Origin of the sequence: Mesorhizobium sp. M0768, assembly GCF_040320195.1 — a bacterium.
Lineage (GTDB): Bacteria > Pseudomonadota > Alphaproteobacteria > Rhizobiales > Rhizobiaceae > Mesorhizobium.
Genome location: NZ_JAMYPD010000034.1, coordinates 1 through 24054 on the forward strand (window position 1 = coordinate 1; position 24054 = coordinate 24054).

Sequence of the window (24054 nt, forward strand, 5' to 3'; positions counted from 1 at the left end):
GGCCGCCGATGCTGCCAAAGTTCCCATCAGCCATCGCATCAAGAAATGCGCCTGGAACGACGACTATCTCATCAATGCCATCACTCATATGCGATAGCCCTGCCTTCAAGGGGGAGATCGGCAGCTTCAATAGCCGCGCCCTTCTTGCAGCGTCGGAGATTAGCGAAGGCCGCGATGAGGGCCAATCTCCCTCCTTGAGGGGGAGATGGCCGGCAGGCCAGAGGGGGGCGCTGTCCCGCCAGCGATCAAAACTACCCTTCCCGCTCGCTCATATCCCGGAGCCATCCACCAGCGGCACATCTTCGCCCTCCCAGGGGCTAGGCATCGATCCCTTGCTGAGATTGGCCGACGGCAGCGGCATCCAGCACTTCAGTTCGGGTTCGGCATATTCGACGATGCGTCCTGGAGACGAGTCGGAGGCGCGCCAGCCTTCGCTGCCGAACTGATCGGCGCGGGCCCAGTAAGCCATGTCGACCTCGGCCGGACCCTGTTCGGACGGCCGAACCGTGACAAGGATTCTGCTGCCGTCCCTTGGCGCGCTCGACATGTGGCGCCACTGACCGGGCTCGTCCATTGCATTTCCTCCTGCGATCTTCGCCTCGAACGGATAGTCGCTTCGCGTTCGGAAGCGGTCAACCCGAACTTTTTTGCCTGAGACAAAACCCCTGTCCCGTCGTCGCGGAACAAGTCATGGCACGCCGGGTTTGGGCAAGTTGTTGAAGGAAGCAAAATGAGACCAGCGCCGCGACCCATCCTTACCATTATTGCATGGCAGGCCGCGTCTTTCGTTCGCAACCCGGTCCGGTCGCAATGAGGCAGGCCGGTTCCGATCATTCCATCCCACCGAAGGAGGGCAAGGGCGGCATAGGACGAGCGCTCGGCCTCGGCCTGATAACAGGGGCGGCCGACGACGATTGTTCCGCTATAGGCACCTATGCAAGTGCCGGCGCCCGTTTCGGACCCGACCTGCTCTGGACGGCCCCGGTGACGTTGCCGATGATGTACGCGGTTGTCTATCTGTCGTCGAAGCTCGGCCAGGTGTCGGGGCGCGGATTGTTCCACGTCATCAAGGACTTCTACCCGCGGTGGCTGCTCTGGTCGGTGCTGTTGGGTGTGCTCGTCGGCAACACCATCGAGGCAGCGGCGGATCTTGGTGGAATGGCGGCGGCGATCAACATATTCGTGCCGCTTCCCATTCCGCTGATCGTGCTGTTCGTCGCCGCCCTCATCTTCGCCCTCCAGGTTTTCGGCTCCTATACTTTGATCCGCAACATCTTTCGCTGGCTGGCGCTGGCGCTGCTCGCCTATGTCGGTGCCGCCATTCTGGCCAAGCCGGACGCCGCGGCGGTGCTGCGCGGGACGTTGCTCCCCAGGATCGAATTCAATCGCGAGTTCCTGTCGATCCTGGTCGCCATCATCGGCACGACGCTGTCCGCCTATCTCTACACGTGGCAGTCCAATGAGGAGGTCGAGGAGGAGATTGCCCAGGGGCGAACGACGCTCAGGCAAAGGAAGGGCGCCACCGCCGGCGAACTCCGCCGCTCGCGCCGGGACATCCTCATAGGCATGACGTTTTCAAATCTCATCATGTATTTCATCATCCTGTCGACGGGTGCTACGCTCTACAAGGCGGGCCACCACGATATCGACACGGCAGCGCAAGCGGCGGAGGCGCTGCGCCCGCTAGCCGGCCAGGCCGCAAGCGTCCTGTTCGCCGCAGGCGTGATCGGCGTCGGTTTCCTCGCGGTTCCTGTCATGACCGCCGGCGCTGCCTATGACGTGGCGCAAGCCATCGGCTGGAAAAACAGCCTGCACGCCCGGGCTCGAGAGGCACCCAAATTTTATCTCGCCATCGGATTTTTTACGGCGATCGCCGCCGGCCTCAACTTCCTTGGCTTCAATCCGATGAAGGCGCTGGTCTGGTCCGGCATCGTTCAGGGCTTCTCGACGCCGCCCTTGTTGCTGCTCATCATGCTGATGACGAACAGCCGCAGGATCATGGGGGAGCAGGTGAACAGCCGCAGCACCAACATACTCGGTTGGGCAACGACCGCCGCCATCTTCTCGGCGACGATCGGCCTGGTGGCCACCTGGTTCATGTAAATCCGGCAGGACAAGGGACGCCGCTAGTTGGATTACCCGTTCCCGCTTGCGGATTGCCCCAGCTTTGCCGGCCTTGGAAACTCCACAACATCTCCCACCGGCCGCTTGTATTGCGCTGCGACAATTGCATCGATCAGGAGATCCAGAGCCGCACGAGCCGTGCGGCTCGTCTCGTCCTCGCCGCTCAAATAGTGGCAGGCTCGTTCAAGGTGCAGGTGTGCGGCGGCAAAGTCGCTTGTCATAGGCATCTCCCTGTTGCCCGCCCGCCGGCAAGATGACCGCCTCGATTTAGCTAAAAGCAAATATCCACAGCCGGATTTGAATCAAATTGGCCTGACTCACTGCATGCCGCGGAGCCACTCCAGCGCCGTGGCCTGTGCCTCGCTTGCATCCTCCCCGAGGACCGCTAGGCCGTCGAGGATCGTGGTATCGGGACATAGTTCCTCGACGTCGCGCCGGGAGCGTCCGAGGGCGACTTGCCTTATATGTCCGGCCGGCTTCATGCGCTCTGCCCGACGCGCTGCGCCATCGCGGCTGAAGGCGCTGTGGCGGGTTTTCAGCGCGCTGCGGCGCATTGAATGAACCAATTGTGGGCGATGTGCCGCAAACTCCGTTCGCCCAATGCGCTACTTTTGAAATTTTCTCACTCTCTTAATTCTACAAACTCTCTAGATTTAACATAGATCGCTAGACCCAAGATCTTAAAATAGAGCGCTTGAGGGGGAGCCAGGAATGTCGAAAAAGCTCGTGGTGGGGCTGTCGGGCAATTTGACCCGGCCCTCGAAGACCAAGGCGTTCGTCAGCCACATCGTCGGGCAGGCCGCCGAAAGCATCGGCGCGGCCTCGGCCGTCTTCGATATCGAGGATTTCGGCGCTTCCCTGCCGCAGGCAAGGCGCCTCGGCGACCTCGACCCGGTGGCGCGCAACATTGTCGAACGGCTGCTGGGCGCCGACATCCTGGTGGCCGGCTCGCCGACTTTCAAAGGCAGCTATACCGGGCTTTTCAAGCATTTCTTCGACCTGCTCGATCCGTCGTCGCTGAGGGGCAAGCCCGTCATTCTCGCCGCGACCGGCGGCGGCGAGCGCCATTCGCTGATCGTCGAGCACCAGTTGCGGCCGCTGTTCGGCTTCTTCGAGGCGCTGACCGTGCCGACCGCGATCTACGCCTCCGACAAGGACTTTGCCAATGGTGTTCTGGTGTCCGAAGCCATCCACGCCCGCGCCCGGCAGGCGGTCGCCGAGGCATGCCGGGTAACCGGGGTGCCCTACGGCGTCGGCCTTGCCGCCTGAACGCACCACTGACCCGAGATCCCCTTTCCGATCCGTCCAGGAGCACGCCGCGATGACCAGATCCACCAAATCCAGGCAAATCAAACTGGGCGCTTTCCTGCCCGGCGGCGGACAGCATATCGCCGCCTGGCGCCACCCCGAGGCGCCGGCCGACGGCGCCACCAATTTCGAGTTCCACAAGCAGCTCGCCCTGACCGCCGAGCGCGGCCTGTTCGACGCCTATTTCCTCGCCGACAATCTGACGGTCGGCCTCGGCGCGCGTGAAGGCGGCAATGCCAAGATCGCCGGCTTCGAGCCAGTGACGCTGTTTGCAGCGCTGGCGCCGCTCACCACGCATCTCGGCTTCATCGCTACCGCCTCGACCACCTACGAGGAGCCCTACACGCTCGCCCGCAAATTCGCCTCGCTCGATCATCTGTCGAACGGCCGCGCCGGCTGCAACGTCGTCACCTCGGCCGGCGTCGAAACCGCGCGCAACTTCAATCGCGAGACGCAGCCTGCCCACGCCGAGCGCTATGCCCGCGCGCATGAGCACGTCGAGACGGTCAAGGCGCTGTGGGACAGCTGGGAGGACGATGCCTTCATCCGCGACAAGAAATCGGGGCGCTTCTACGACAAGGACAAGCTCCACGACATCGACCACAAGGGCGCGCATTTCAGCGTGAAAGGGCCGCTCAACGTGCCGCGCCCGGTGCAGGGGCATCCGGTCGTGGTGCAGGCGGGGCAATCGGAAGACGGTCGCAAGCTCGCCGCCCACTCGGCGGAAGTCATCTTCACCGCCCATCAGAACCTGGCGTCGGCGCAGGAATTCTATCGCGATATCAAGGCGCGCGTGACGGCCGCCGGCCGCAATCCCGAGCAGGTGCTGATCATGCCGGGCGTGGCACCCTTCGTCGGCCGCACCGAAGAAGAAGCGCGCGCCAAGTACCAGCAGCTGAACGATCTCATCCTGCCCGAAGACGGCGTCGCCCTGCTCAACGGGCTGGCCGGCCAGACGCTCGACATCACCGGCTATCCGCTCGATGGACCGCTGCCGCCGAGCAAGGAGACCGAAGGCATGAAGAGCCGCCAGGCGCTGATCCGCCAGATTGCCGACGAGCACAACTTCACCATCCGACAGCTCTACCAATGGGTGGCAACGGCCCGCGGCCATTATACCGTCATCGGCAGCGCCACGCAGGTCGCCGATCAGCTGGAGGAATGGTTCGGCAACGAAGCCGCCGACGGCTTCAACATCCTGCCGCCCTGGCTGCCCGGCGGGCTCGACGACTTCGTCGAGCTGGTGATTCCCGAGCTGCAGCGCCGCGGCCTGTTCCGCACCGCCTATGAAGGCAGGACGTTGCGCGAGAACCTCGGCCTCAGGCGGCCGGAAAACCCCTGGACCGCCGCCCGCTCGGCGGTGCTGGCCGCCGAATAATCCCGAGAAGCCCGATATTTTCCAAGCAGGAGGCAACACGATGACCTTGCAGCACATCGAACAGGCCGCCAGCCTCGGCACGCCTGACAGCACGACAAGCCTCGGCACGGACTTCCTGCGCCTCGGTGGCCGGGCGGGCATCCGCTTCCTGTCGCGCTACGGCGTCCTCATCGCTTTCCTCGCAATCTGGCAAGTGTCGAGCAGCGCGGGCTGGGTCAACGCGGCCGTGCTGCCGCCGATCGACATGATTGTCGCGGCACTTTGGAAGGGGCTGGTCGGCGGCACTCTGCTCGGCGACATCGCCATCAGCCTGCAGCGCGCCGGTCTCGCTTTCGCGGCCGCCGTGCTGGTCGCCATCCCACTTGGCCTGTTCATGGGTCAGGTGCGCACGGTCGAAACCGCGCTCGATCCCATCCTGCAGGTTTTCCGCCAGACCTCGGCGCTGGCGCTCTATCCCGTATTTATCCTGCTGCTTGGGCTCGGCGAGGCCTCCAAGGTGTTCGTCATCTTCTGGGCGACGCTGTTCCCGTTGCTGCTCAACACCATCGGCGGCGTCAAGCAGGTCGATCCGAAACTGCTGGAGATGGCCCGCGTCTACGGTGCCAGGCAGCTCACCGTCTTCCGTCGCGTCGTGCTGCCCGGCGCCGTGCCGTCGATCTTCGTTGGGCTTAGGCTCAGCGCCACCACGGCGCTGCTGCTGTTGATCGCTTCCGAAATGATCGGCGCAAACAAGGGCATCGGCTTCCAGGTGATGAACGCGCAATACAATTTCCAGATCCCGCTGATGTTTGCGGCAATCGTCATCCTCGCCGGCCTCGGCCTGATTGCAAACCAGGCGCTGGTCAGCCTGCAGCGTCGGCTCTGCCGCTGGAGCAATGCCGTCGACTGACCACCCGCCCTTACCAATCTCAACCAGGCCAGAACTCAAATCAGGAAAGACCCGGACCATGAAAATCTCCCGCCGTTCCCTGCTTGCCGGCGCGCCCTTCGCCGCCGGCCTTCTCGCCGCGGGCCTGCCGCGCTTCGCCTTTGCCGAAGCGGAACCAGTGAAGTTCCGCTCCCTCGCCAGCCGTGGCAGCATCTCTCCGCATGAGCTGGCCGGCGAGCTCGGCTATTTCAAAGGCCTCGGTATCGAGGTCGAGAATGTCGGCTATTCCGGCGGCGGCCCGGAATCATTGTTTGCGCTGGCCTCCGGCAGCGTCGATATCGGCTCGGCTGCAACCGCAGCCGTGATCAACTCGATCTCCGGCGGCAACGACTTCGTCGCCGCCTATCCGAGCAACGGCATCAACAGCAAGGTGCGCAGCGTCTTCTACGTGCTGGACGATAGCCCGATCAAATCGATCGCCGACATCGCCGGCAAGACCATCGCCGTCAACACGCTCGGCGCCCATCTCGACTACACCGTGCGCGAGGCGCTGCACAGCGTCGGCCTGCCGCCGGATGCTGCCAATCTCGTCGTCGTGCCCGGACCGCAGCTCGAACAGACCTTGCGCTCCCGTCAGGTCGACATCGCGGCGCTCGGCTACTGGCAGGCGACGTTTGCCGGCGCCCTCGTGGACAACGGCGGCGTGCGTGGCGTGTTCAACGACACCGACGTGCTGGGCGAGCTGGCCGGCGGCTTCGTCGTGCTCAGGCGCGACTTCATCGCCGCGCATCCCGACGCCGCCCGCAACTTCGTCGAACAATCGGCGCGCGCCTCCGACTGGTCGCTGCAGAACCCCGACGAAGCGCGCAAGGTGCTGGCAAACATCCTCGACAAGCGCGGCGAAAACGGCGAACTGGCGCGTTACTGGACCGGCTTCGGCCTGCGCCAGGGGGCCAAGGCGACGGACCGCGACATCGACTTCTGGGTCAGCGTGCTCGAGCGCGACGGCCGCCTGCCAAAGGGCAAACTGAAGGCAGCGGACATCCTCTATCGGCCGGGCGAAACCAAGACCAACTGACAAAAGCAACCGACCAACCAGTTGGGAGACGAGCGCGATGAGCAGCACAAGCGGCGGTCAGGTCAGCATACGCGACCTGTCCAAATCGTTCAGCATCAGTGGGCGCTCGCTCGCCGTGTTGAGGACCCTCAACCTCGACATCCGCTCGGGCGAATGCCTTGTCATCGTCGGCGCCAGCGGATCGGGCAAGACCACGCTGCTGCGCATCCTTGCCGGGCTGGAGGCTGCCGACAGCGGCGGCGTCGCCATCGACGGCAAGCCGGTGCACGGCGTCGGTGCCGAACGTGCGGTGATCTTCCAGGAACCGCGCCTGCTGCCCTGGTTGACCGTGCTCGGCAATGTCGCCTTCGGTCTCGAAGTGCGCGGCGTGCCGAAGGCCGAGGCCGAGGAACGGGCGCGCTTCTATATCGCGCTCGTCGGCCTCGCCGAATTCAGCGATGCCTTTCCCCGGCAGCTGTCGGGCGGCATGGCGCAGCGCGTCGGCATCGCCCGCGCCTTGACCGTGCAGCCCGAAATCCTGCTGCTCGACGAGCCGCTGGGCGCGCTCGATGCGATGACCAAGATCGGCATGCAGGAGGAACTGGCGCGCATCTGGAGCGAGGAGAACGTCACCATGGTGATGGTGACGCACGACCTCGAGGAAGCAATCTACCTCGCCGACCGGGTGCTGATCCTGCCCAAGGAGAAAGGCGGCGCGGCGCGGCTGATCGACATCGACCTGCCCCGCCCGCGCGAGCGCAGCGAAAGCCGCTTCGTGCGCTACCGCGAGGAATTGCTGCGCGAATTCGGCCTGCACTGAAAGCCGCCTAAGACCCCTGCCCCGCTCTTTCCTGGAACCGGATTCCCCGCCCCCGCATTTCCTTAACCGGGAGGCGAAGGAGCGCGGCATGAAAGCCTTATTCGCAATCTTTGGCGGCTTCGTGCTGACGCTCGCCGTATTCGCCAGCGGTCTCGCCTTCGCCACCTGGCTTCTAATAGCCAAGCCGGTACGGCCGGCCGCCCCGGTCTCCAGCGTCGCCGAACTGTGGGCCAAGGACCCGCGACCGGTGAACCCGGCCTCGCAGCGCCTCGAACGCCTCCCGGCCCGCCCGGTCCCCGTTCGCACCTCGGAAGTCGATCGCAGCTCGAAAACCACCGATGCCGCCGCAGCGTCGACAACCGACATTACCGCGACCGGCTCCATCCAGCCACCAGCGGAAGAGCAGCAGACGCTGCCCGCCGCCCACGTGGAATGGTGCGCCAGCCGCTACCGCTCCTACAGGCCGGACGACAACCACTACACATCCTACAGCGGACAACAGCGCCCCTGCATCTCGCCCTATCTCGGCGCCGCCGATGACGGCAGCTATTTCGAGGCGAGCGATACGTCGTCGGTGGAGGGCTACGCGCCATCGGATGAACCCGGCGCCGCCGAGCTCTCATTCGACCACGTGCAATACTGCTTCAGCCGCTACCGGTCATATCGATCGGAGGACAACAGCTATCAGCCGTATTCGGGCGGGCCGCGCAGGCAGTGCGAGTAGGCAGGCCGTGGGGTGGCGGGCGGCCGCAGTGCATGGCGCCTTGTGCGACCCCACCCTTGGATCGTTCGGGTTGGCGCGGCGTTCATCCGATACCCAAAGGAGAAATCAACATGGGCGACGACCGGGAAGACAAGATTCGTGAGCGCGCATACCAGATCTGGGAACGTGAGGGCGGGATCCATGGCGATCCCGAGCGGCACTGGCACCGGGCCGAGGCCGAGATCGACAGGGAGGCGGCCCTGCCACTGACGGCAGGCGATGCCCTGCCGGAAACCCGCGAGGTCGCGAGCTCCGACGTTTTGACGGTGGAGGCCCTGGCGGTGCGCACCGGCATATCGGGCGAACAGGCGCAGGAGCTGATCGACAGGCTGGGAAACGACAGGGCGGCTATCGAACAAGCCGCGCGCAACCTTAAGGGGAAGCAGCGGCTCGGGGAGTGACAGATGATCAGAAAACTCAAAGACGGAAAATACCGCCTCTATTCGCGCAAGAAGGACGAAAAGACCGGCAAGCGCCGCAATCTCGGCACCTTCGATACCCGCGAGGCCGCCGAAAAGCACGAACGTGAGGTGCAGTATTTCAAGAGGCATTGAGGCGGCGTGCTGTCGCTTCGGTGCCTCCATTAGTTGATATTGAACAAAACGGGAACAAAAATGTCAAGAGCGAATTGACTCTGCGAGGAATGCCTTCCTATTTGTGAGCAGGCGGGGCGGTTGCTCACAAATCGAGGAGAGCCGCGATGGGCAGACGAAAAAGCCGGTTCGACAGGCTGTCGGCGAGGGATGCGGAGGCGATCATCAGGGACACTTTGAGCCTGCGCAAGACGGTGCTGTCGTCGCAACTGCATCTGAAGGCGCATGGCGAGCTGTTCTGGCAGCTTTGCGGGCTTGTCGAGAAATTGCACGAGGTGCTGGCCAGCGTCGCGGAGAAGGAGCCCGATTACCGGATGGCGGAGCTTGGCCTGCTTCCGCTGCCCGAGGATTACTCGACCCGGAATTGAGCCATGGCCGGGCCGATGGACAGCGTTGGGCGTGCCGCCAAGGCCAACATGCTGCTCATCGTGGAGTGCGGCCATTGCTACCATGTCGGACGCTTCAGGGCGAATGACGTGGCCCAGGTGGTGGGCTGGAGCAAGCCGCTGGAAGCGATCAGGTTCAGGTGCAAACGATGCAGCCGCAAGGACACGACGGTGAAGACGCAGTTCATCGACCAGGACCATCCGCCCAAGGGCTACATCTGGGTGCTGCAGAAATTCAAGCGCTAAAACAACGAGCCTTGCGCCGGCGCCTGCTGCGGAAACTTGATCTGTGTCGCCGGTTTTTCGACGATCACCAGCGCGTCATCGGGCGCCGTGCGCTGCAGGTGCCTTGCCTCCGACCATGGCGCCGTCAGCCAGGTCTCGGTTTCTTCCGGCGTGGTCAGGATCACCGGCATCGCCTTTTCGTGGATTGGCGCGATCAGCGCGTTGGGCTGGGTCGTCATGAAGCCATAGACCTGGTGATCGGCGGGGCCGTCCTTGACCTTGCGAAGGCCATGCCAGCGCGTCCACAGGCCGGCAAAGAAGAACAGCGGGCGGTCCCCGCCGAGTGCAAACCAGTAGTTGCGCTGGATGCCGGTCTCGGGGTCCTTGTCGCCAGGCGTCGGGCTGGGCTCGGCAAAGCTGGTGACGGGCACCACGCAGCGGTTCTCGATGCCGAGATATTGCTGCCAGTGGCCGTATTGCGGATTGCGGATATTGGTGGTGCCATAGTCGGCCTTGCCCTTGACCCGCTCCAGTGGCGTCGGCATGCCCCACAGCAGATTGGCCAATTCGCGTTCGCCGTCCGGCGTGTTGCGCACCACCGGGCCGGGCTGGTTGGGATAGATGTCGATGGAGGGTTCGAGATTGCCGAGGATGTCGTGCAAGGCGCGGGTCCACTGGCGGATGGCCTCCTGGCTGGTCGTGATGTTGTAGAGATTGCACATTTCAGGCCGTTCCCGGATGCTCAGGCATCTTGTTGGAAACGGCCTGGAATTTCCAGCGCTGTCCGTCGGGTTGCTGACACGGCAGGCCGTGTCAGCAATGGTTTGTGAGACTTACCGCGCCGATTGTCTCATAGCTTGTGCGGCGACTGCGGCGAGAAAAGCCCTCGCCGCGGCATCGCAGGCCGCTCGAGACGGGCCTTTGGCGAAAAGAAGAAGCTCGGCGGCTCGAATGTTGAGCCCGTGCTTCCTTGCGAATGTGGCTAGATCGTAAGGCTTGTTGTCGTAAGGTTCGTCGTCGTAGTCGATCGTCAGATCGTAGTTTTCTTTCATTTTCTTCCTCCCTTTAGCGATCTCCCCCCTCCTGTCGCTAACGCAAAATTAACGTCGATGGCGGCGGGCGAGTCCACCAATCAGAGATTGTGTAACAAACGTACGAGCTCGCATGCTCACCCTCGCAACGGGGCTGCGAGCAATCGCCGCCGACCGGACCGGTCGAAAGAGCCGATTATGATGGCAATGTTGGAAAGGCTGCCACGGCCTGGTGCTACAGGGGTGTCCGAGACGCCTAGCGTGCCTAAATGGCCGGCATTTTCATCTTCCAGGCCCCGGTCCGCAGCCGGCCCCGTTGGGTCCGGCTAAAGGATAAATCCGGCTAATAACACCGTGAGGAGCAGCGACAGCGGAACGGCCGCAAGACACCAGATCTCCAACGTGTTGTTTTGCAGCGGGTCCATCGTCAGCCTCACTTTTTGGTTTGTCATTGTGACACTAACGGTTGGTCGGAGGTAGCGGTTCCAAGCGACGCCGTTCATGGAGCGCTGCCTGTGCTGCATATTAGCAACAGCTTGACGACCGCTACGTACCGCTTGGACAACTTCACTGGCGCTGGTGGATGCGTATTCCGCAGGACTGCAAGCGCCCTCGGCATCAGTCGTGCGGGGATCGATCGCCGCCCATGATCAGCGCCGAGCCGGTCATGCTCCGGAACCCGATGGCTGCATCTATCTCCGGCCGACGTTTCGCTACCACCGAGCCGATCCGATGTTCACTCCAGCCAGCGATGCGGGTTTACAGGGACCTAAGTCTGACCTGCCTGCGCAATGGTCTTGTGTACGGCCGGCGTCGGGAACAACTGCGCCCGTCTTCAGTTGATGGCGTCACCTCCTCGAGGAGACATCGGCGCAGAATCAGTCCCTTCATGCGCTGATTAGGGTCCGCCTGCCATTGCTGGATTTGGCAGGCGGACCCTTGGTTCTGTACGCTCCAGATGAAAAGCGGGTAAGCTCGGGATCACTCGTCATCCCAGAAACCCCGTAGAAACGTATGGCGGAGGTCTTCCTCGCCCCTGAGATGCTTGACCCGGCTTGACATCCGAGACGACCTCCCAGCGCGCGCACGCAGCGGGGTCGCCCTCAGCCTTCCAGCGCCTCGTGCTGGTAAAGCTCGTCCATGCTGAGCGTCGCAAGCGCGGCGAACGGCGCCTGCTTTTTCACGCGGCCGTGGCTCAGGATCACGACGTCGTCGCAGAACGAGATGGTGCTGCGATGATGGCTGATGACAATGGTGGTGCGACGGCCGGCCCGCGACTTGAGCGTCTCGACGATTGCCGCTTCCGACAGGCCGTCCACCGCATTGGTGGCTTCGTCGAGGATCAGGATGTCGGGATCGCGCACCAGCGCTCTGGCCAGCGCGATCCGCTGCCGCTGTCCCGCCGAGAGATTGACGCCGCGGTAGCCGACGACCGTCCAGTAACCCTGCGGCAGTTGCTCGATGAAGCCATGCGCTTCGGCCAGTTTTGCGGCGCGCTCGGCGTCGTCGGCCGAGGCGGTGTCCTGGCCGTAGACAATGTTTTCGAAAACCGTGCCGTCGACCAGTTCCAGCTCCTGGCTGGCGAGCGCGATGTGCTTTCGCCACTGGCCGGGGTCTATGCGGTCCAGCGGCGATCCATCGACGAGGATCCTGCCGCTATCCGGTTCGACGAAGCGGCACAAAAGGTTGACGATCGTCGTCTTGCCGGCGCCCGACCGGCCGATCAGCGCGGTCGAGCGGCCGCTGCGGAGGTCGAAGCTCGCCGCATGCAGCACCACCGCGCGCTGTTCCGAACCGGAATAGGTAAAGGTGACGTCCTCGAACTTGATGCCTTGGCTGAGCCCAGGGAACGCTGCGCTGCCTTGCGGCGGCGCGGGCTTGCCGGATGGGTCCAGCATCCATGTCACCTCTTCAAGCGATCCGCTCAGGCCTTGCAGCTGGCTCCAGGCCATTTGCAGCGACCGCATATAGGGCTGCAGCCTGTAGAGCAGGATGACGAAGGCGACGATCAGCGGGAAGGAAACATTGGCGAACCAGGCGCCGATCACCACCGCCAGGAACAGCATGGCGTGCAGAACCTCGGTCAGCGGCGGCAACGCTCCCTGGCGGGTTAAAAGCACGAAGGCCGCCCGGCGCACCGCGTCGGATGCCTGGTCGAAAGCCGCTTTCTCGCGTTGCTCCTGGCCAAAAATGCGGATCAGCCGCCCGGCATGCACCAGATGCAGCATCTGCGATGCGAGCTGGCTGTTGCGGGAGGCGACGCTGCGGCTCGGCGCCTTCAGATTGGCCGACAGCACGGCGTGCGCTACCTGGACCAGCGCCAGGCCCAGCGTCACCAGCAGCGTCATTTGCCACGACAGAAGCAGCAGGAAGGCCAATAGGATGATTGCGGCCGATGCATTGACGATTGCCCCCAACGTGATCTGGATGGCATCCGAGGCCCGCCAGGATTCGTTGGAGATGATGTTGAGCAGCCGTCCGGGGCTTTGCTGCAGGAAGAACGGGTAGCCCACCCGCAGCAGCTGCTCCGACAGCGCGCTGCGGATCGAATGGCTCGCCTTGCCGTAGATGAAGGTGGTCAGCAGCGTGTTGGCAAAGGCGAACAAGTTCTTAAGCACGATCGAGCCGAGGATGGCGACCGAAATGACGATCAGCCGGTCGCGCTCGCTCAGGCTCGATCCGACATGCTGGAAGACGGCGGAAAAGCCGGCCATGCCGATCTGCCCTTGCCCCATGATTATGTTCAGCAACGGAATGATCAGGCCGATACCAAAACCTTCAAGCGCGGCGCTGAGCAGCCCGAGCACCACCACGGCAGGAAGCAGGCGCAACTGCTTTCTTCCGAGCGCGCGGCGCAGCATCGGCAGGCTGGGCGGCATCAATCGCATGGTGGCGGATCACCTCGCCTCGGCATTTGCCTGTTGCTCCTGTCGCATTTGCGCCGGCTGCGGCGATTTCGCCAGCAAAAGCACCGCGAACTTGGCCGCGCCGAGCAAATTCATGCCGACGATCGGCCAGTGCGACAGCTTGAGTTCACGGTCGAACAGAGGGCCTTTCACCAGTTCGCGCAAGGCCGCCCTCATCGACCAGTAGCAATGGCGAAGCAGCCACGGCGCGTGGCGGATATGTTTCAGGCAAAGCCCGCCATTGCCCATGCTGTAGTCGCGGTGCAGCTTTTCGATGGCTTTGCGGTCGCGCCGGCCGTGATGGTGATAGATAGTCATGTCGGGCACATATTCGACCGGGATCCCAAGTAGCACCGCCCGCACCAGATAGTCCGTATCCTCTGCGGAGCGCAGCGGGCCGCCGGCGCCGAACCGTTCGTCGAAACGGCCGATGCGGGTGGCAACATCGCGGTGCATCGTCATGTTGCAGCCAAGCACGAAGCCGCCGGGATGGACGTCTGGGGTAAGCCGCGCGCGCACCGGCGACCGCTTTATGGTGAACGGCAGGTCGCGGGGGTCGCCGATCTCGACCCGCCCACCGCGGATGACCCGTTCGCCGGCCGCATAGTGCCGCTGCAGATCGCGCAAATAATCCTTGTGGACAGCGCAATCATCGTCGACGAAGACCAGCACGCGGCCCCGCGCGCGCTCCAGCCCGGCGTTGCGCGCGGCCGCCAATCCGGGTCGCGGCTCGCGAATGGCCGTGAACGGAATGTCAGAAAGTTCGGCTATGCCGGCCAGCCGCTCTGCTGTGCAGTCGGTCGAGCCATTGTCGACAACCACCAGTTCGGCAGAGAAGGCGGCGTAGGCGCGGCACGCGGCCTGGATCGACTTTATGCAAGGCTCGAGCACGTTGACGCGGTCGCGTGTGCAGACAATGAAGCTGACCGCCGGCGCCGGTCCTTGCTGCGGCCGCGGCGACATGGCCGCCGGCACCGTCGAGCGGCCGCGCTGCTGGAGCTGGTGCGATTTGACGAACATGCGTTGCTAGCTCAACTGGTTCGAAGGCAAAACCGCCGCGGCCGGCACGGACTGCAGATACCGCGACAGGGCATCCACCTGCCTGGTGACCGACATCGAGGCGAGACTGAAGCGCGGCGCGAAGGCACCGGTCCGAAACACGTACTGCTCGCGCCGCCGGATGAGGTTCCATTTCGCCGTCCGCGTCAGGAATTCGTGCATCAGCAGCGGCTGCCTTTCCCCCGATATCAGCTGGTAGAGGAAATAGAACAGGTTCAGCGTGCCGGCCTGGTAACTCGGCCTCGTCTCGGCCGGCAGTGCCGAAATCCTTTCTTCCAGCGCAAGGATCCATTCGGCGGCACGGCGAGCCGTGTCCATCGACAGGACCTCACCGATGTCGCGCAGGCCTTGCGTCTCTTGTGCGAGCCCTTCGCGCTCGAGGTTCTCGGCGACGATCTTCAAATGGGTCCTGCGCATTTCGCGCTTGTGCCTGTTGGTCACGCTGTCGTCATGGATACGATAGGCGATCAGGCTTTCGGGGATCATGGCCGCCGGGTAGCGGTCGGTCAGCCGCCTGAACAGGTCGAAATCCTCGGCATGCTTGTAGCTTTCGTCATAAAATAGAACGCTCTCTTCGATGACCTTCCTGTTGTAGACGACCGTGGAATGCATGAAGATCGTGAAGAACATCGACAGTATTCGCAGGATATTGTCCTGGAATATCGGATCGGGCGAACCCCTGACGATGCGGTTGCCGAGCAAGGTATCGAAACCCGCGCCGCATAGAGCCAGGTCAGGCTGCTGGTTGAACAGCGCGACCTGCCGCGACAGGCGCTGGGGATAGGCGATGTCGTCGGCGTCCATCCTGGCGACCAGATCGCCGCGCGCCACGGCCAGGCCTTCGTTCAAAGTTGCGATCAGGCCACGGTTTTCGCGTGAGATGATCGAGATGCGATTGTCGGCTTGGCGGTATTTCTGCAGGATCTGCAGCGAGTTGTCGGTCGAGCCGTCATCGATGGCGATGACCTCCAGACGCTCGTAATCCTGGCGCAGGACGCTGCCCAGCGCAGCGGCGAGATAAGGTCCCGCATTGTAGATCGGCAGCAGAACGGAAACCAAGGGAGCAGCAGCCATGATCAGCTCCGATCGGTTCGGTGCAGCTTGCGCGGCAAGGGTGACGTGCCACCATCAAGCGGCCTGCCCGGATATGCTCCGGCCGCGATCCATCCGGCATTGCCCACGTCCATGCCTGCCGAGATGGCGCCGCGGCCTTTTCCAGCAACATAGGGGAAGTGGCGCTTGAGGCTGTTGAGCGGCTTTTCGAAAAGCAGCCACGAAACCGAAGCCAGCATGAGCGTCGCAGTTCCCGCGACCAGGAACCGCCCCGGCCCTTGCTCCGAGACGTTGAGCGGGATCCAGGGCTGCGACTTGACAACCAGAGCCAGCACTATGGGATGGTAGAGATAGACGCCGTAGCTTATGCGGCCAAGGCCAAGCAGCGGCGGCAGTTCGAGAAGTTTTCCGACGCGACCGCCAATGCCCGTTGAACAGCTTGCAACGATGACCACCAGAGGCGCGACAGGCAGGATCTGCAACAGCAGCCAGAGACCCCATTCCTGCACCGGATTTGCCGGCGCCGGCGCAAACCACTGCAGAACGAAAAACGCCGCGGCGAGCCCCGGCCAGCCAGCTCGAAGCCATTGCGGCAAGCCGGCTGTTCTTGACCGGTAGGCGGCGAGCAGCGCGCCTGACGCCAATGCATCCATCGACGCCGGCGGCAGCAGGTCGCGCGCCAAACCGGGCGTTCCCGCGATCGGCCAATAAAACCGGTAGGCCAGCGACAGCATGATCACGCCGATGCAGATCGCTTCGAGGCGCTGGCGCGGTGCCAGCAGGACGATCAGTGGCCAGGCGATATAGAACTGCTCCTCGATGCTCAGGCTCCAGAAATGGCAGAGCAGCCAGGGCGTCCATTCATTCTGCGCCGCGTACCAGAAATTCGACAGATAGAGGGCATGCCAGGCCAGCGATCCTCTGGACTGCTCCAGGTCCACCAGCCAGACGAAACCCAGCACGGCGAAATAGGGCGGGAATATTCGCAGCGCCCGCCTGATATAGAAGGATTTCAGCGCCGGTCCGGTTTCGAATTCGGCGGCCGCTCTGGCTTCCAGCAGCAGTCGCGTGATCAGAAAGCCGCTCAGCACGAAGAACAGGCGCACGCCGATATGGCCCCAGAACGAGGACCCTCCGGCCGCGAAGAAATGGGAGTACAGCACCATCGTCACGGCGATGGCCCTCAGCGCGTCCAATTGGGTGTCGCGCGCATTTCCCATTAGCGGCATACGCCGGCGGGACGGCGAAACTGCCAATCGGTCAATATAGCGGCGTCGTTCACGGCGCATTCCAATCGGAAGCGCCCCCCTTGCGCAGAATAGGACCACCATTGTGCAACGCAACACAAAAAGTTGACACATTTGAAACAGGAACGTGAGGCGCGACTAATAAAAGCCAAAAAACAGCAGGAAACAGCCTGAATTGTCCATTCTTGACGATTTTTTCGCACTGCCTTGGCCCGCCGATATCGGCGAGAGGGTGCTGCGATGCAGCATGTTCGCCGCCATCACGGGCGCAAGATCTGGGTCTGGACACAGATGCCCCGCCACAGGACCGGCCGGCAACCGACGCTCGGCGACCTTTTTGCTGCGCTGGCGCGGCTGCTGTTAGCGCGACAACAGTGGGAGCAAGCGCAAGCTTCCCGCCTTCGAGTTACGCCTCCTTGCTGGCATTCGCGAGCGCCACTGCGCGACGCTCCGGGAGCGCCAATCCGACGAGCGCGCCGGCGAGCGAGAGCAGAGCGGAGACGTCGATTGCCGAGGTGAAGCCATCGCTGAACGCGTCAGTGGACGAGAAGCTTCCAGTGCCGGCGAACACCGCACCGGCGATCGCGATCCCGGATACGCCACCGAGGAAGCGGAATGTGTTGAACGTGCCGGCAGCCTTGCCGACCTCCGGCCGGGCGACCGCATTGAGAACCGCGTTCTGCGCGGCAGGCATGGCCATCGACACGCCGGCACCGGTAATGATCAGCGGGGCGACTAGCTGAACGTAGGGCAGATCAGGTGCGGCGATCTGCGCCAGCCAGGCCATTCCAGCCGCTTGCAGGATCAGTCCGGCCACCACAAGCCAGCGCTCGCCGACTCGGTTGATCAGGCTGCCGGCGATCGGTGCGACCACGAAAAGCGTGGCGGTCCAAGGCAGCAATCCCATGCCGGCGCCGAACGGCCCACGGCTCTGGGCAAACTGCAGAAACTGCGGCAACAGGAATACGAGGCCGTACATGGCCGCGCAGAGCAGGAAGTTCGCCCCTACGCCCGAGGAGAATGCGCGCGCCTGAAAGAACCGCAAAGGCAGCATGGGCTCGCGGGTACGCAGCTGCCAAAGGACGAATGCGGTGGCGAAAAGCAGCCCGGCCGTCAGCGCCGTCAGCACTTCAGAGCCGCTCCAGCCCACGATGTTGCCGCGCATCAGACCCCAGACCAGACCAAATGCCGCCGCAGTTACCAGGACGACGCCGAGGACATCGATAGCCGTGCCCGGCCCGTAACTCTCCGGAATCCGACGCAGCACCAGCGGGATGAGGACGATGCCGACCGGGACATTGAGCCAGAAGATCCAGTGCCAGGAGAGGCCTTCGGAAATCGCACCGCCCGCCATCGGGCCGATGATCAGGGCCAGGCCGGTGATGCTGCTGAAGATACCCAGCGCCTTGCCTCGCTCCTCCGGGGGAAAAGCGACGCTCAGCAGCGCCATGGCCAGCGGCATGACCATTGCGGCACCTGCGCCCTGGACCGCACGGGCCGCAATCAGCAATCCGGCATTGCCAGCGAGCGCGCAGGCAACCGACGCTGCGACGAACAACGCCAATCCGGCAACGAGCGTACGCCGGCGGCCGAACCGGTCACCGAGCGCAGCCCCGGTCATGAGTAGGACGGCAAAACTCAAATTATAGGCGTTCATCGTCCATTGCAGCGTCTCCAGCGAGGCATCGAGCTCGACGCGCATTGTGCTCAATGCCGTCGCCACGACCATCGCATCGAGAACGACCATCAAGGAGCCTATCGACGTGAGGGCGAGAACCCAGACCTTCGTTGATCCCGCACTTTGCTTGCTCATGACTATGGCGCCTCCGGCTTGAACAAAGGGCCCGCCAGGTTGACGGGCCCGTGATCCAGAGACGCGTAGGGAACATCAAAGGATTCCAGCAGGAGAAAGTTTTTTCGACCGAATCCTTTTGCCATCGTCGAGCGTCTATAAGACGCTGCGCCCGATGGCGGGCGCCTCTGCCTGGGAGATACGCATGAGATCGACCCTTGTGCGATGACCGGATCCGCAATCGGCACGCCAGAAGGACGGGAGCCATTCGACCGGCTGCTCGGCGAATTGCGGCCGAAACTGCACCGTTATTGCGCCCGCATGACCGGTTCGGTGATCGATGCCGAGGATGTCGTCCAGGAAGCTACGGTCAAGGCGCTTGAGGCGTTCCCCGGGACCGGGCCGATAGCCAATGTCGAGGGCTGGCTGTTTCGCATCGCGCACAATGCCGCGCTCGACCACCTGCGCCGTCGTGCCAGGTTGGATGCCGCGCATGTCGTTGAGGATATCGATATGATCCCTGATCCCGGTATGTCGGCCGAGGGTCGACACACTGCGGCCGCAAGCCTGCAGACCTTCATGCGCCTGCCCGCGGCGCAGCGTAGCAGCGTCATCCTCATGGATGTGCTCGGCTATACGATCGAAGAGATCGGCAACATTATCGACAGCAGCGTTCCGGCGGTGAAAGCCGCACTGCATCGCGGCCGTCTGCGCCTGCGCGAGGTCGCCGGCGAGTCTGAGGATCGGCCTGCGCCGGTGTTGGCCGAGCCCGAGCGGGCGCGGCTGGCAGCCTATGTAGAGCAGTTCAACGCCCGCGACTTCGATGCGATCCGCGACATGCTGGCCGAGGACGTCCGGCTTGATCTCGTGAACCGGCTCCGGGCGAGCGGCCGCACGAAAGTGGGCCGGTACTTCCACAATTACGCGGGTATCCACGATTGGCGGCTGCTTCCTGGCCTGGTGGATCGGCACCCAGCCATTCTTGTGATCGATCCGGACGACTCGGCCGGAGGGCTAAAATACTTTATCCTGCTGGAATGGGCCGGCGACAGACTGGCGAGAATTCGCGATTTCCGCTATGCGCGCTACACGCTTGATGGCGCCGAGGTGGTGCCTCTGCTTGCATAGCAATACGCGTTTCATAATGCCGAACACTGCCAGCTATTTTGGATCGCGGCCGCTTGCCATCCAAGCGGCCGCCCTTTTCCACCGATCGTGCTTTAAGCCGGTTGCAACTCCCTGCGCGGCAGCGGCGGGAAGGCGATCGCAATCGCCATCGCGCCAAGCCCGACAAGGGCCGAGCCGATGAACAGCCAGGAATAGCTAGCATAGGCATCGAACACCATGCCGCCGGCGAGCGGGCCGAAAGCCATGCCAAGGCTGGACAGCATGGTTACTGCACCGAACACCGTGCCGAGGATGCGCTGGCCGAAATATTCGCGCGCCAGCACCGCATAGAGCGGCATGACGCCGCCATAGGTGGCGCCGAAGATGACGGCGAGCGTGTAGAATTGACCAAGCTCGCTGACCGCCAGATAGGCGGCGATAACCACGGCCTGTATGGCCAGCCCGGTGATCAGCACCGGTTTAACGCCCAACCGATCGGCAAGCACGCCGTAAAGCAGCCGGCCACCCAGCCCTGCCAGGCCCTCGATGCTGTAGATGCTGACCGCCGCCATCGGCGCTATGCCGCACAGCATCGCATAGCTCACCATGTGGAAGATCGGCCCGGAATGCGCCGCGCAGCAGGCAAAGAAGGTCAGTCCCAACACGATGAATTGCGGCGAGCGCAGCGCCTGCGGAACCGTCATGCCGGCACCCTCGGCGGCAACGCTTGGGGCAGCGCCGTCGGCAGCGGGCTTGGGCGGCTGGCGCACCAGAAGCGCGGCCGGCAGTAGCAGCACCCACGCGGTTATGCCGATGTCGAACATTGCGGTGCGCCAGTCGTAGGCCGAAATCAGCCAGCGGGCGAAGGGCGAGATGGTCATTGGCGCCACGCCCATGCCGGCCGAGACCAGCGAGACGGCGAGGCTGCGGTTCGTGTCGAACCAGGCGGAGGTCAGCGCAATCATCGGCGCGAAGAAGGCGCTTGCCGCGAGGCCGACGAGCACGCCGTAGGCCAACTGGAAAACGAGCAGCGAACCGGTGCGGCTGGCCAGGACCAGCGCCAGGCCGAGCAGCACGGCGCCGGTCATGACGACGATGCGGGCGCCAAAGCGGTCGTAAATGGCGCCCCAGGCGAAGCCGCCGAGGCCCATTACTAGGAAGTTCAGCGTCATCGCACTCGATATGCCGGCGCGCGACCATTGTGTGTCAAGCGCCATCGGTTCGAGAAAGATCGCCAGCGAGAACATCGCCCCGAGGGCGACACAGGTCATCAGCGCACCAGCCGCGACGATAACCCAACGATAGGGAAGGCTCATTTCACTTTTCTCCCATGCCGGAAGCGTTGATACGGCACGACCTTTTCGAGCTTCGCCGAGCCGCTTGCGTCCGAAGGACGTTGGATATGTCATGAATCCGACAATCCGGTTGCATTTTTTATCCAGTCGGCGCGATGGCGCCATTCCACGGCTTTCTGGATTGACCGCGCACCATTCGAAGCTAGATTTCCAACCGGCGATCAGGAGCTGTCAAGCATGGCAAATCAGGAACTTCATCGCGGCCGTCTCATCGACCACCTCCATCTGGTGGTCAGGGATCTCAAGGCCAGCCGTCGTTTCTACGAGGCGGTTCTCAACGTGCTCGGCATACCGATCGGTGGCGCCGGCAATGATTATTTCTGGGCCGACGAGCTGTTCATCTCCAGCCCCGACAGCCCGGCGGCCCTGGGAAAGCTGACCGGCCGCCACCACCTGGCCTTCCAGGCAAATGACCGCGCCATGGTCGATGCCTTCTACAGGGCCGGGCTTGAGGCCGGCGGCACCGACAATGGTGCGCCGGGCGAGCGATCCTACCATCCCGGCTATTACGCCGCCTTCCTGCTCGACCCCGACGGCAACAACATCGAGGCCGTCCACCACGGCGCGGCCAACCGCAGCGCCGATTCAGTTAAGATCACGTTCTAGCTCTATGGACAGGTAACGAAGGCGGGGGTCGCTTGTGCTACTAACAGGGTAATCTCGAAGCCGCCGCTGTCTTTGCCACGGAGCCCTGCGCTATCGCGCCAGCGCCGCCATTTGGCCCGCAAGGAAGTCGACGAACAGCCGCGCGCGAACGGGCAGCTGTCGCCCGTAAGCATGGACGATGTGCACCGGCATGGTCGGCATCGCTACCTCGGGCAGGATGCGGACCAGGCGACCCGCGTCGAGATCGTCCTGCACGGCAAACCGCATCAGATGCGCGATGCCGGCGCCGGCAAGTGCGGCATTGCGGATGGCGCCGCCGTCATCGGTATCGAGCCGCCCATCCGGCACGATCATCGTACCGTCGGCAAATGTGACCGGATAAGGCCGGCCAGCCATCTGGTGGCGGACGAATTCATGGTCCCGTAAATCCTCGACCGATGCCGGACGGCCGCGCCGCTCGACATAGGCCGGTGAGGCCACCAGCATGATCGGCAGATTGGCGATCTTGCGCGCGACGAGCCCGGTGTCTGAGAGCGGCCCCATGCGCACCGCAACGTCATAGCCTTCGCGGATCAGATCGGCGTGACGGTCGGTGACGCTGAGCTCCAGTTTGACTGCGCCGTGCTGCGCAAGGAACGCTTGCGCCCATGCCGCGATCAGGCCACGCCCAAGCTCGACCGGCGCTGTAACGCGCAGCAGGCCGCGCGCCGTATCGGCCATCTGAACGATGTCTTCGGCATCGTCCAGCGCCCTGAGCAGCGGCGCCACGCGCTCGTAATAGGCGATGCCTTCGCTGGTCAGCCCGAGCCGGCGCGTCGAGCGCTGGATCAGCCTGACGCCGAGCCGACGCTCGAGCCGCGCCACGCTTTTCGACACTGCCGACGGGCTGGAGCCGACCAGCCGGCTGGCGGCATGAAACGAGCCGGCATCGACCGTGCGGACGAAGGCGACGAGACCGGCGGTCTTTTCGAGGATGGTGGTCATTCCGGAATTCCAGGCACGAAAGAACGGATTGCGGGCACCATAATACGCGTTTCGATCATGATTAAATACCGCTCATCGTCAACAAAGGAGAGATTTGATGAGCAAGCTGAACGGCAAGGTCGCCATCGTCACCGGCGCCTCCAACGGTATCGGCGCCGCCATCGCCAAGAGTCTTGCCACGGCCGGCGCCGCAGTGGTCGTCAACTACGCCTCGTCACGGGAAGGCGCTAACCGCGTTGTCGCCGAGATCGAGGACCGTGGCGGCCGCGCCATCGCCGTCCAGGGCGACGTGTCGCAAGCGGCTGATGTGCGCCGCCTGTTCGAGGCGGCGAAATTGGAGTTTGGCGGGCTCGACATACTGGTCAACAATGCCGGAGTCTTCGCATTCGAGCCGCTGGAAGCGGTGACCGAGGCCGAGTTTCACCGCGAGTTCGACATCAATGTGTTGGGCATCATTCTGACCACGCAAGCAGCAGTGAAGCATTTTGGCGCGGGCGGCGGCAGCATCATCAACATAAGCTCGGTCGCCAGCCGCAATCCGCAGCCGAACTCGCTCGTCTACGCCGCGACCAAAGGTGCGGTGGACACGATCACGCTGTCGATGTCGCGGGAACTCGGCGCACGCAACATCCGCGTCAACGCCATCGCGCCCGGCGGCATCGATACCGAGGGCCTCGCGCGCATCGGCATCGTCGGCAGCGAATTCGAGAAGCAGATTATAGCCATGACGCCGCTCGGTCGCTTCGGCCTGCCCGACGACGTCGCCCGCGTCGCGGTGTTCCTCGCCTCCGACGAAGCGTCCTGGCTGACCGGCGAGCGCATCACCGCCTCCGGTGGCTGGCGATAGGCATCGAGGGCGCGAACCTGCCGGCTCGCTGACCGTGCTACCCGCGGCGCGACGCACTGCAATCGATGACGAGAGCGATCTAAGCCCTATGTAGCAGCGAGGAAGGAGCGCCGTGCGCCATCGATGACGGCGAGATGCCAGGGAGGTAACGGATGACGGGCGACGAAAAAGCAATCCGAAAGCTGGTCGAGACGTGGATGGATGCGAGCAAGCGTGGAGACATCGCGACCGTCCTCAGCTTGATGACGGACGACGCGATCTTCATGGTTCCCGGCCGGGAACCCTTCGACAAGGAGATCTTCGCGGCAGCCGCGCGGGAGACGGCCGGCGTTCATATCGACGGCACGAGCGATATCGTGGAACTACAACTTCTCGGCAATTGGGCCTTCATCCGCAGCCGCATCAATATGACCGCGACTCCGCCGGACGGGAAGCCGGTCCATCGATCGGGATTTGCGCTGACGCTCCTGCGCAAGGAGGCGGATGGTGAGTGGCGGCTCGCACGCGACGCAAACCTGCTGACCCAGCAAGGCTAGAACCGGTCT

Annotated in this window: 25 protein-coding genes; 15 read left to right on the forward strand and 10 right to left on the reverse strand. The window is 63.5% G+C overall.

All coding sequences use genetic code 11. From position 1 onward, the window contains the following. Positions 1 to 268: 268 nt before the first annotated feature. Complete coding sequence (locus tag NKI08_RS28725; protein WP_023677305.1) at positions 269 to 574, reverse strand: hypothetical protein; 306 nt, start codon at positions 572 to 574, stop codon at positions 269 to 271. A 236-nt stretch (positions 575 to 810) separates the two neighbouring features. Between NKI08_RS28725 and NKI08_RS28730 the strand changes: the two genes are divergently transcribed. From NKI08_RS28730 to NKI08_RS28780, 11 genes are all read left to right on the forward strand, one after another. Continuing rightward, positions 811 to 2103, forward strand: a complete 1293-nt coding sequence (locus NKI08_RS28730; RefSeq protein ID WP_352451453.1) for an Nramp family divalent metal transporter — start codon at positions 811 to 813, stop codon at positions 2101 to 2103. Positions 2104 to 2835: 732 nt separating this feature from the next. Continuing rightward, positions 2836 to 3393, forward strand: coding sequence for an FMN reductase (msuE, locus tag NKI08_RS28735; RefSeq protein WP_352774315.1), 558 nt, complete (start codon positions 2836 to 2838; stop codon positions 3391 to 3393). Positions 3394 to 3445: 52 nt separating this feature from the next. Continuing rightward, positions 3446 to 4810, forward strand: a complete 1365-nt coding sequence (locus NKI08_RS28740; protein WP_352774317.1) for an LLM class flavin-dependent oxidoreductase — start codon at positions 3446 to 3448, stop codon at positions 4808 to 4810. 40 nt (positions 4811 to 4850) lie between these two features. Further along, positions 4851 to 5699 carry an ABC transporter permease gene (locus NKI08_RS28745; protein WP_352472196.1) on the forward strand — a complete coding sequence of 283 codons (849 nt, stop codon included), beginning with the start codon at positions 4851 to 4853 and terminating at the stop codon, positions 5697 to 5699. A gap of 58 nt (positions 5700 to 5757) precedes the next feature. After that, entirely contained in the window at positions 5758 to 6756 is a 999-nt protein-coding gene (locus NKI08_RS28750) for an ABC transporter substrate-binding protein (RefSeq protein ID WP_352774319.1), read from the forward strand. Positions 6757 to 6793: 37 nt separating this feature from the next. After that, entirely contained in the window at positions 6794 to 7555 is a 762-nt protein-coding gene (locus tag NKI08_RS28755; protein ID WP_352472198.1) for an ABC transporter ATP-binding protein, read from the forward strand. Positions 7556 to 7643: 88 nt separating this feature from the next. Then, positions 7644 to 8279: a BA14K family protein gene (locus NKI08_RS28760; RefSeq protein WP_352774322.1), complete on the forward strand. Its 636-nt coding sequence runs from the start codon at positions 7644 to 7646 to the stop codon at positions 8277 to 8279. 110 nt (positions 8280 to 8389) lie between these two features. After that, on the forward strand, positions 8390 to 8719 hold the full coding sequence (locus NKI08_RS28765) for a DUF2934 domain-containing protein (protein ID WP_287286361.1): 330 nt from the start codon (positions 8390 to 8392) through the stop codon (positions 8717 to 8719). A gap of 3 nt (positions 8720 to 8722) precedes the next feature. After that, on the forward strand, positions 8723 to 8872 hold the full coding sequence (locus tag NKI08_RS28770) for a hypothetical protein (protein WP_023677295.1): 150 nt from the start codon (positions 8723 to 8725) through the stop codon (positions 8870 to 8872). Between the two features lie 146 nt (positions 8873 to 9018). Continuing rightward, positions 9019 to 9279, forward strand: a complete 261-nt coding sequence (locus NKI08_RS28775; protein ID WP_352501268.1) for a hypothetical protein — start codon at positions 9019 to 9021, stop codon at positions 9277 to 9279. A 3-nt stretch (positions 9280 to 9282) separates the two neighbouring features. Further along, entirely contained in the window at positions 9283 to 9543 is a 261-nt protein-coding gene (locus NKI08_RS28780; RefSeq protein WP_352451464.1) for a hypothetical protein, read from the forward strand. Here the strand turns inward: NKI08_RS28780 and NKI08_RS28785 are convergent. The 7 genes from NKI08_RS28785 to NKI08_RS28815 all read right to left on the reverse strand — a co-directional run bounded on the left by NKI08_RS28785 (position 9540) and on the right by NKI08_RS28815 (position 18631). Then, positions 9540 to 10244, reverse strand: a complete 705-nt coding sequence (locus NKI08_RS28785; RefSeq protein ID WP_352774324.1) for an SOS response-associated peptidase — start codon at positions 10242 to 10244, stop codon at positions 9540 to 9542. The genes NKI08_RS28780 and NKI08_RS28785 overlap by 4 nt on opposite strands. Positions 10245 to 10355: 111 nt before the next feature. Beyond that, positions 10356 to 10574 carry a hypothetical protein gene (locus tag NKI08_RS28790; protein ID WP_292659780.1) on the reverse strand — a complete coding sequence of 73 codons (219 nt, stop codon included), beginning with the start codon at positions 10572 to 10574 and terminating at the stop codon, positions 10356 to 10358. 1082 nt (positions 10575 to 11656) lie between these two features. Further along, a complete protein-coding gene (locus NKI08_RS28795) occupies positions 11657 to 13441 on the reverse strand; it encodes an ABC transporter ATP-binding protein (protein WP_352770512.1) in 1785 nt (594 codons plus the stop codon). A 9-nt stretch (positions 13442 to 13450) separates the two neighbouring features. Next, positions 13451 to 14479 (reverse strand): glycosyltransferase family 2 protein, encoded by a 1029-nt coding sequence (locus NKI08_RS28800; RefSeq protein ID WP_502899680.1) that lies wholly within the window; start codon positions 14477 to 14479, stop codon positions 13451 to 13453. A gap of 6 nt (positions 14480 to 14485) precedes the next feature. After that, entirely contained in the window at positions 14486 to 15592 is a 1107-nt protein-coding gene (locus tag NKI08_RS28805) for a glycosyltransferase family 2 protein (RefSeq protein ID WP_352770510.1), read from the reverse strand. A gap of 2 nt (positions 15593 to 15594) precedes the next feature. Beyond that, entirely contained in the window at positions 15595 to 16791 is a 1197-nt protein-coding gene (locus NKI08_RS28810; protein WP_352774327.1) for an acyltransferase family protein, read from the reverse strand. 433 nt (positions 16792 to 17224) lie between these two features. After that, positions 17225 to 18631 (reverse strand): MFS transporter, encoded by a 1407-nt coding sequence (locus NKI08_RS28815; protein WP_352774329.1) that lies wholly within the window; start codon positions 18629 to 18631, stop codon positions 17225 to 17227. A 204-nt stretch (positions 18632 to 18835) separates the two neighbouring features. Between NKI08_RS28815 and NKI08_RS28820 the strand changes: the two genes are divergently transcribed. Next, positions 18836 to 19738 (forward strand): sigma-70 family RNA polymerase sigma factor, encoded by a 903-nt coding sequence (locus NKI08_RS28820; protein WP_352774331.1) that lies wholly within the window; start codon positions 18836 to 18838, stop codon positions 19736 to 19738. A gap of 92 nt (positions 19739 to 19830) precedes the next feature. Here NKI08_RS28820 and NKI08_RS28825 read toward each other — a convergent pair whose 3' ends face one another. Beyond that, positions 19831 to 21033 (reverse strand): MFS transporter, encoded by a 1203-nt coding sequence (locus NKI08_RS28825; protein WP_352451471.1) that lies wholly within the window; start codon positions 21031 to 21033, stop codon positions 19831 to 19833. 216 nt (positions 21034 to 21249) lie between these two features. On the opposite strand from NKI08_RS28825, the gene NKI08_RS28830 reads away from it, so the two are divergent. Further along, positions 21250 to 21678, forward strand: coding sequence for a VOC family protein (locus tag NKI08_RS28830; protein WP_352473742.1), 429 nt, complete (start codon positions 21250 to 21252; stop codon positions 21676 to 21678). A gap of 90 nt (positions 21679 to 21768) precedes the next feature. On the opposite strand, the gene NKI08_RS28835 is transcribed toward NKI08_RS28830, so the two are convergent. After that, positions 21769 to 22662, reverse strand: a complete 894-nt coding sequence (locus NKI08_RS28835; RefSeq protein ID WP_352774333.1) for a LysR family transcriptional regulator — start codon at positions 22660 to 22662, stop codon at positions 21769 to 21771. Between the two features lie 97 nt (positions 22663 to 22759). On the opposite strand from NKI08_RS28835, the gene NKI08_RS28840 reads away from it, so the two are divergent. Together NKI08_RS28840 and NKI08_RS28845 are read left to right on the forward strand one after the other, a co-directional pair. Beyond that, positions 22760 to 23509: an SDR family NAD(P)-dependent oxidoreductase gene (locus tag NKI08_RS28840; RefSeq protein ID WP_352501277.1), complete on the forward strand. Its 750-nt coding sequence runs from the start codon at positions 22760 to 22762 to the stop codon at positions 23507 to 23509. A gap of 152 nt (positions 23510 to 23661) precedes the next feature. Next, on the forward strand, positions 23662 to 24045 hold the full coding sequence (locus NKI08_RS28845; RefSeq protein WP_352685253.1) for a YybH family protein: 384 nt from the start codon (positions 23662 to 23664) through the stop codon (positions 24043 to 24045). Positions 24046 to 24054: the final 9 nt, after the last annotated feature.